Source organism: uncultured Pseudoalteromonas sp. (assembly GCF_963922945.1).
GTDB lineage: Bacteria > Pseudomonadota > Gammaproteobacteria > Enterobacterales > Alteromonadaceae > Pseudoalteromonas.
Genome location: NZ_CAWUKC010000120.1, coordinates 1 through 8,041 on the forward strand (window position 1 = coordinate 1; position 8,041 = coordinate 8,041).

An 8,041-nucleotide genomic window follows, 5' to 3' on the forward strand; every position below is an offset into this window, starting at 1 on the left:
CTTCACATCTCTTTAAATTTAAAAGGCCCGAGCCTAAAAATAAGTTAGAGGTAGGACAGTGCGATATAGCCGCGTTGTTATCGGCAAGGCAGCAAAGCTCACGTTCAGATAAATGAATACTATGAGCAAATACCGAGCGTTTACGCACCATTTTAGCTTGCTCGTACACGCCTAAGTAATCATCAGCCTCTGGGAATAACCCTTTTACCCATTCGCACTCGTCTTTGTTTTCAGATAAGTGGGTATGTAGGTAGGTGTCGGGGTATTCTTCTAATAATTGAGTACATTTTTGTAGTTGCTCTGGGGTAGATGTGGGCGCAAAACGTGGCGTTACTGCGTAGCTTAATCTATCCATATTATGCCATTTTTCTATAAGTGCTTTTGATTGTTCATAACTGGTTTGCGCGCAATCTGATAAGTCATCTGGGCAGTTTCTGTCCATCATTACCTTACCGGCAATCATGCGTAAATTACGTTTTTGAGATTCGTTAAAAAACGCATCTACCGATTGCGGGTGCACAGTACCAAATACCAATGCGGTAGTGGTGCCATTACGAAGTAGCTCATCTAAAAAGCGATTAGATATATCTTTTGAATAATGCTCACAGGTAAACTTTTTTTCAGTGGGGAAGGCGTATTCGGTGAGCCAGCTTAAAAGCTGCTCGCCATACGCACCAACCATTTCGGTTTGCGGTAAATGTATATGCGTGTCTATCATGCCGGGCATTACTAATTTACCATCGTGGCGAATAATAGTGGCTGACTTATCAATGTTTGGCAGTATGTCTTGCTCGTAACCAAGGTTAACCACTTTGCCGTTTTGAATAACTAATGCGCCTTTTTCAAAATAGCGATGGGCGCTTTCGCCTGCTATGGCGGGGTCGTCAACAAAATCGAGTATGTTGGCACACATTACGGTCATTTTATTATTGTTGTGGGTGCTCATAATTAGCTGCCTCTGTACGTTGAGTAGCCAAATGGGCTAAGCAATAACGGAATATGATGGTGTTTTTTATCTTGTAATCTAAAGGTAATTTGCGCCTCAGGGTAAAACGCAGGTGTTTTTTGGCTTTCATAATAGCTATCTAAGTCAAAAACCAGTTTATAGGTTGCAAATTCTACGTCTGTGTTGAGCCAGTCGGTAATTCGCCCGTCGCTATTTGTTTTTCCTTGAGCAATTAATTGCCACTCGTTATTAGTGAGTAAAAACAATTGTACAGCTACATTTTCAGCCGGTTTGCCTGTGCTGGTATCTAAAATATGGGTAGTGATAGGGCTTTTATTCATAGCAATGACTCCAATCTTATTTTTGTTATTTTGGCTTGTTCGCCCGCGGCTATATTAAGCTCTGTGCTGCGGGTGTTGTGTATGCGCTGCTCAATAAGTTCAAGCATTTGCTCAGCACTTTTACCACTGGCACACACAATAAATATAAAGCCAAATTTACTGAGGTATTCTTTATTTAGCGCAATCATTTTTTTAAGGGTTTGCTCGTTTGCTTTACTCATTCCTGATTGTTCGTGCCCCGCTTTTTGCGCTGTAGCGGCGTACTTTTTACTTAAAGTTGATAAATCGCCTATTTGCGGGTGGCCTTCAAAAGCGGCTAAATAATCGCTTTCGCCTAGGCTATCCCATACGCTTTGAGCGCTGTTAAATAAGTGCTCTTTATTTTCAAATGGCATGATATTTAGCATACCGCTTACCCAGTTAGGGGCGGCGCAACAATGCTCTAATGCTTGATGCGCTTGCGCTGCATTTAGGTTATTAATTTTTAAGCTACTCATGCGTTTTCTTCCTCGTGCGTGGTGCTAATTAAGGCATTTTTAAGTGCACGCCATTGCAAGCCTTGGCGTTTGGGCGCATGGGTTTGCATAGCCTGATAAAGGCCAATTAACTGCCCGCTAATTGATATTGCTACTTCCATAGGGAGCTTGCCCGTTACATTTTCAAGCCCTACAGGGCAGGTCATTTGCTTTATTTGCTCGGTGGTAAAATCGCGATGGGCTAAGCGCTGTTTAAAGCGTTTTGCTTTAGTATCTGAGCCAATTACACCAAGCCAATTAGCATCAGCGCGTTTAATAATGGCTTGTGTAAGTGCAAAGTCGAGCTGGTGGTTATGGGTTAATATTAAGTAATTATTAGCCTTTGGCGCGCGTTTTACTTGCTCTGTTGGTTCTTCATCAACCACTTTTATTACGTTATTAGGAATAACTTGTGGGAATACATCGGCGCGGCTATCTATCCAGCGTATACGCATAGGTAATTGCGCCAATATACCAATAAGCGCCTGTGCTACATGGCCTGCGCCATAAATATCAAGCGTAAAGCGCTCGCATTGCATGCACTCAAGCATCACAGTGGCAGCTCCGCCGCAGCATTGGCCTAAATTTGCGCCTAGATTAAATTGCTCTATCACTTGCGCTGCCTCGCCTTTGGCAAGTAGCTCGCGGGCTTTTTCTATTACTACGTATTCAAGGTGTCCACCGCCAAGGGTGTCGTAAATGTGCTCGCCGCTTATTACCATTTTAGAGCCTGTGCCACGTGGGGTTGAGCCATTGGTGCCAAGCACAGTGGCAATAACATAATTAGTGCCGCTTTGTTCGTGCTCGTTTATAGCTTGCGCCCAATTTTGCGTATGAAAACCCTGGAACGACTCATTTAAATTAGCCATGTTGCTGCTCCTTAAACCAGCTAGCGGTTTGCTCAATTGCATTTAATACACGCTCAGGTGTGGCGGGTGTATCAAGTGGGGCGGTGTATTTGTAATCAGCCACACTGCTTATAGCATTACGAATAGCACTCCACACACTAAAGGCCAACATAAACGGCGGCTCGCCAACCGCTTTTGATCTAAATACCGTGGTTTCTGGGTTGGCCGAGTTATATAAATTTACATTAAATTCGGCAGGGGTATCGCCAATTGCAGGAATTTTATAGTTAGCAGGGCCAAAGCTTGCAAGCTGGCCTTTATCATTCCATTGTAAGTCTTCGGTGGTAAGCCAGCCCATACCTTGTACAAAGGCGCCTTCAATTTGGCCTATATCAAGTGCAGGGTTAATTGAGCTGCCCACATCGTGCAGTATATCAACGCGGGTTACGGTGTTTTCGCCTGTCAGCGTATCTACTTCTACTTCACTGAGTGCTACGCCGTGTGCGTAGTAAAAAAATGGCCGGCCTTCGCCTTTCGCTCTATCGTAATGAATTTTAGGCGTTGCGTAATAACCGGTTGATGAAAGCGATATACGATTCATATAAGCAAGGTTTGCAAGTTCGCTAAAGCTAATTTCGCCTTTACTAAAGGTAATGAGATTATCTTTAAATACAATACTTTGGCTGTCTACTTCAAAGTGATCACTTATAAAATTTATTAAACGCTCTTTTATGGTATTTACCGCGTTTAGCGCTGCCATGCCGTTTAGGTCAGTCCCGCTTGATGCAGCAGTTGGCGAGGTGTTTGGTACTTTGTCGGTACGAGTAGCGCTTATGCTTACTGCGTCAAAGTCAACGCCAAAGCCATGGGCTACTATTTGCGCTATTTTTGTATTAAGCCCTTGGCCCATTTCGGTGCCGCCATGGTTTAAATGAATTGATCCATCACTATATACATGCACTAATGCACCCGCTTGGTTTAAGTGCTGTACGGTAAACGATATACCGTATTTAACCGGCGTCATCGCAAGGCCTTTTTTGATTATAGGCGATGATGCGTTAAAGGTTTTAATTGCCTTTTTTCGCGCCCAGTAATCACCCAACTCCTCAAGCTGGCTTATCATATCTTTTAAAATATGCTGATCTACTGTTTGATGATACGGCGTGGTGTCGCGGCCTTTTTTGTATAAATTAAGTTTTCGGATCTCAAGCGGGTCTTTACCTAATTTAGCGGCTATGTCGTCCATTATTAGCTCGCCCATGATCATGCCTTGCGGGCCACCAAATCCTCTAAATGCAGTGTGGCTTACGGTGTTTACTTTACAGCGATTCCCTTTAATGGTGGCAGCTGGGTAGTAATAAGCGTTATCAGCATGAAACATTGCACGGTCGACAATAGCATCAGATAAATCAGGCGAATAACCACAAAACCCATTTACAGTTACATCAGCGCCTTCAATCAGGCCCTTTTCGTCAAACCCTACATGGTATTGATTATAAAATGGGTGGCGCTTACCGGTAAGTTTAAAGTCGTCGCTGCGGGCTAGGCGCATTTTAACGGCGCAGCCAAGGTAGTAAACTGCAAGGGCAGCAAGGCAAGCCCACGGTGCGCCTTGGGTTTCTTTACCGCCAAAGGCTCCGCCCATGCGGCGGGTTTCTACGTTTACAAAGCTAAATGGCTTTTTTAAAATTTTAGCAACTAAGTGCTGCACCTCTGTTGGGTGCTGTGTAGAACATTGAACATGAATACCGCCGTCATTGTCGGGCTGAGCAAGTGCTATTTGCCCCTCAAGGTAAAAGTGTTCTTGCCCGCCTATGTGTATTTCACCTTTAAGTTGGTGGGCTGCATTATTTATGGCTTGCTCGCTATTACCGCGGTTAAGTGAATGCGGCGGCCTTACCCAGTGCTCTTTATTAATCGCTTCTTTAATATCAAGTATGGGGGTGGTTTGCTCGCACTCTATAACCACTAAGCGAGCAGCGCGGCGCGCAATGGCGTAGCTTTTGGCAACCACTACCAGCACAGGTTGCCCGTGGTATTGAATTTCGTGATTGGTTAATAGCACATCCCCAGGGAATACTGGGCCAATATCAAGCTTACCGGGTACATCATCGGCCGATAAAATACGTTTAACGCCTGCCACTTCAAGTGCTTTACTTGTATCAATTGATTTAATGAAGCCGCTGGTAATAGGCGCAAGCACAGGGTAGGCGTGCAAGCAGCCATGGGGCTCAGGGTTATCGTCGGCGTAGTTTGCATTGCCACATACTTGTTTTATTGCGCTTTCGTGGTATTTAGATTGGCCAACACTTCCGCCCTGGGCTTTTAGTTTATCCATTTCAAAGTGACGCATGGGAAATCCTCGTAATGGCAATGTTGTTATTATTGTTATTGCTGCTTGGCTGTGCACCACAAAACTCAATACCAATACGCTGTAGCAAGTTTTTGCTTACCGTAGTGCGGTAATGTGCGCTGCTGCGTACATCGCTCATGGGGGCAAAGTCATCATTTATAGCATTCGCCGAATCTATAAACGTGCTTACTTGTAAGGGCTGAGCATTAAGCTTTTGCTCTATGTGCGCAGCGCGTTTTGGTATGGCTGCCATACCGCCCATGGCACAGCGGGCATTGCTAATTACGCCTTGCACATGCTCAATAGCCAGTACTAAACACACGGTAGAGATATCATCTTCAAAACGTTTTGAAATTTTATGACACGCAAGTTTTAACGAGTCTGAGCGTTTAGGTACGGTAATTTTGCTAATGACTTCATCGCTTTTAATAACTGTTTTTTTATAATCAACAAAGTAGTCGGCCACGTTTATAGTGCGTGTGCCTGCAGCGCTTAATAAATCCATAGTGGCATTAAGTGCAATTAATAATGGGGCTGGATCGCCAATTGGAGAGGCATTGCCTATGCTGCCACCTAAGGTGCCACTGTTACGTACTTGGTTAGAGCCAAGGCGTTCAAATAGCTCTTTAGACTCAGGGTAGTAAGTGTAAAACGCGTTTACAAATTGGCTGTAAGGGAGTGCTGCACCAATTTGTAGCTCGCCGTCGTTATCACTTAATGTGCACAGTTCTTTAGCTTGGCTAAGCGATATTATTACATCGGGCAATAGCATATTTTGGCTAAGCTCAATGGCAAAGTCGGTGCCACCAGCAACCAAATGTGCATGCGGGTAACGCGCTTTAAGCTCAACAAGTTGCGCTGCACTTTGTGGTAAATAAAACGTACGAGGGCCATTTTTTAAAAATGGAACATCGTCATCATGTTGCGTATTAAGTGAGGCTTTAAACTGAGCTGCCATGGCTGAGTAAGGCTCATTTTTGCGCTCATAGCGGTAGGCTTTTTCTACCGCTAGTAAAATAGGGCTGTAGCCAGTACAACGGCACAAGTTGCCACCTAGCGCATGAATAGCGGCTTTTTTACCTGGGTAACTCGGGTTATTAATATAAAGCGCCAACATGCTCATTATTATGCCAGGGGTACAAAAACCACATTGCGAACCATGGCATTCTACTAATGCGCGTTGTACTGGGTGTAAGTCATCAAGGGTTGGGTAAAGTCCAGCAGTCACGGCCTCTACGGTAACGATGTGTTTTGCGTGTGCATTACCTAATAAAAGTAGGCAGCTGTTCATGGTTTTATAGTGCCAGACTAACTCACCGCGTGTATTCAACTGTTCTTCGCCGACTAAAATTGTGCATGCGCCACAATCGCCTGTAGCGCATCCTTCTTTGGTGCCCAGTTTCCCTTTTTTGGTGCGTAACCAGTCCAAAATGGTGAGACTTGGCGAACATTCTTGTACTTCTATTGGCGTGTCATTTAATAAAAACGTAATCACACAGACCCCCTTAACTTTTATAAAGCCCTGATATGCAAAGGCTTGGCGTATATTTTTTCTTGTTGTTTTTATACCGCTAAGAAAAAAACTTTTTCATCTTGGTAAGTTAATTGCAGATACCATGCCATTGTTGACCGCTTGGTCAGTTAATTGATTAAAGCATACTTTTGATTAACAAGTATACAAAAGAGTGAAGCCAGTCTAGTTATGTAACCTCTTATAAAACTGTGCGTTATTTGTATGTTGTTTTTTAATAAAGCTTTAATTGAAAATTTAAAACTAGGTCTTCAAAAAATAAACAATTAACAAAGCTGACCAATAGGACAGTTTAAGATGTTAACAAAGGTTGTACTTTTAGGGTGGCAACATTATGCATGGAAATCAAAGGAGATCAGCATGTTAGAGCAGGTGAGAGTATCTAACGAGGCGGTATATAAAGCAGGGGCGAACAAAATAACAACTAATAATGAAGACATTTTATACACGGTAGATGATAAACCTGGACTAATAGAATCATTTTTTGCTGCCTTGCAACATGTACTTGCCAGTTTTGTTAGTGTTATTACGCCTACGCTTATTATTGGTGGTGTGCTAGGGCTTGGCAGTGAAATGCCTTATTTGATTAGTATGGCCTTATTTGTATCAGGTGTTGGCACATTTATACAGGCGCGGCGCGTAGGCCCTGTGGGGTGTGGACTCATTTGTGTACAAGGCACCAGTTTTGCTTTTTTAGGCACTATTTTAGCCACTGGGTTTTCTGTGAAAGCAACTGGAGGCAGTAATGATGAAGTACTTGCCACCATATTTGCTGTGTGCTTTTTAGCAGCTTTTGTAGAAATATTTATTAGCTTTTTTATAGAAAAACTAGGCAAGGTAATTAAACCTGTAGTCACCGGTGTGGTGATCACCACTATTGGTGTTTATTTAATTAAAGTCGGTATGACCGACATAGGCGGTGGCCAGTGGTTATTGACTAATATGCCTGAAAAGTTTGCATCGCCAAGTAACTTAATTGTTGGTTTTTCGGTGGTAGCGCTGGTGGTGTTACTTAACGCCAGTAAAAACCAGTGGGTAAGGCTTACCGCTGTGGTTGTAGCCATGATAGTAGGCTGGATACTTGCGGTTATTTTAGGTATTGCTAAGTTTGAGGTGGGCGAATTTAGTTTAATTGCCATGCCAATACCATTCAAATATGGCTTTAATATTGATTTTGGTGCCATGATAGCCTTTGGCTTTTTATACCTTATTACCGCCATTGAATCCACAGGCGATATTACCGCTAATTGTGCGGTGTCTAAATTACCTGTTAAAGGTGCAAGCTATTTAGCCCGCATACGCGCAGGTGTATTAGGTGATGGCGTTAACTCAATGATTGCAGCTGCGTTTAATACCTTTCCTAACACTACTTTTAGTCAAAACAATGGGGTGATTCAGTTAACGGGTGTGGCAAGTAGGTACATTGGCCTATGGATTGGCGCAATACTGATTGTTTTAGGGTTATTTCCGGTGGTGGGGGCTGTATTACAAAACATACCTAAACCCG

At 43.4% G+C, this 8,041-nt stretch carries 7 protein-coding genes; 1 reads left to right on the forward strand and 6 read right to left on the reverse strand.

Going from position 1 to position 8,041, the window contains the following annotated elements; translation table 11 throughout:
• From guaD to xdhA, 6 genes are all read right to left on the reverse strand, one after another.
• A partial coding sequence (gene guaD / locus AABI99_RS16975; RefSeq protein ID WP_338367288.1) for a guanine deaminase occupies positions 1-946 on the reverse strand: 946 nt, incomplete at its 3' end.
• 2 nt (positions 947-948) lie between these two features.
• Entirely contained in the window at positions 949-1,287 is a 339-nt protein-coding gene (gene uraH / locus AABI99_RS16980) for a hydroxyisourate hydrolase (protein ID WP_121638312.1), read from the reverse strand.
• Entirely contained in the window at positions 1,284-1,784 is a 501-nt protein-coding gene (gene uraD, locus AABI99_RS16985) for a 2-oxo-4-hydroxy-4-carboxy-5-ureidoimidazoline decarboxylase (RefSeq protein ID WP_248443438.1), read from the reverse strand. The genes uraH and uraD overlap by 4 nt, the downstream gene beginning before the upstream one ends.
• Entirely contained in the window at positions 1,781-2,671 is an 891-nt protein-coding gene (gene xdhC, locus AABI99_RS16990; protein WP_273586950.1) for a xanthine dehydrogenase accessory protein XdhC, read from the reverse strand. Before xdhC ends, uraD begins: the two co-directional genes overlap by 4 nt.
• Positions 2,664-5,003 carry a xanthine dehydrogenase molybdopterin binding subunit gene (gene xdhB, locus AABI99_RS16995; RefSeq protein ID WP_338367294.1) on the reverse strand — a complete coding sequence of 780 codons (2,340 nt, stop codon included), beginning with the start codon at positions 5,001-5,003 and terminating at the stop codon, positions 2,664-2,666. The genes xdhC and xdhB overlap by 8 nt, the downstream gene beginning before the upstream one ends.
• Complete coding sequence (xdhA, locus tag AABI99_RS17000; protein WP_338367295.1) at positions 4,990-6,498, reverse strand: xanthine dehydrogenase small subunit; 1,509 nt, start codon at positions 6,496-6,498, stop codon at positions 4,990-4,992. Before xdhA ends, xdhB begins: the two co-directional genes overlap by 14 nt.
• 333 nt (positions 6,499-6,831) lie before the next feature.
• Here xdhA and AABI99_RS17005 point away from each other — a divergent pair.
• A partial coding sequence (locus tag AABI99_RS17005) for a solute carrier family 23 protein (RefSeq protein WP_338367297.1) occupies positions 6,832-8,041 on the forward strand: 1,210 nt, incomplete at its 3' end.

Excerpts from the sequence above, each read along its gene's own strand:
- uraH (WP_121638312.1), bottom strand. The coding sequence starts at position 1,287 with ATGAATAAAAGCCCTATCACTACCCATATTTTAGATACCAGCACAGGC.
- uraD (WP_248443438.1), bottom strand. The coding sequence starts at position 1,784 with ATGAGTAGCTTAAAAATTAATAACCTAAATGCAGCGCAAGCGCATCAA.
- xdhC (WP_273586950.1), bottom strand. The coding sequence starts at position 2,671 with ATGGCTAATTTAAATGAGTCGTTCCAGGGTTTTCATACGCAAAATTGG.
- xdhB (WP_338367294.1), bottom strand. The coding sequence starts at position 5,003 with ATGCGTCACTTTGAAATGGATAAACTAAAAGCCCAGGGCGGAAGTGTT.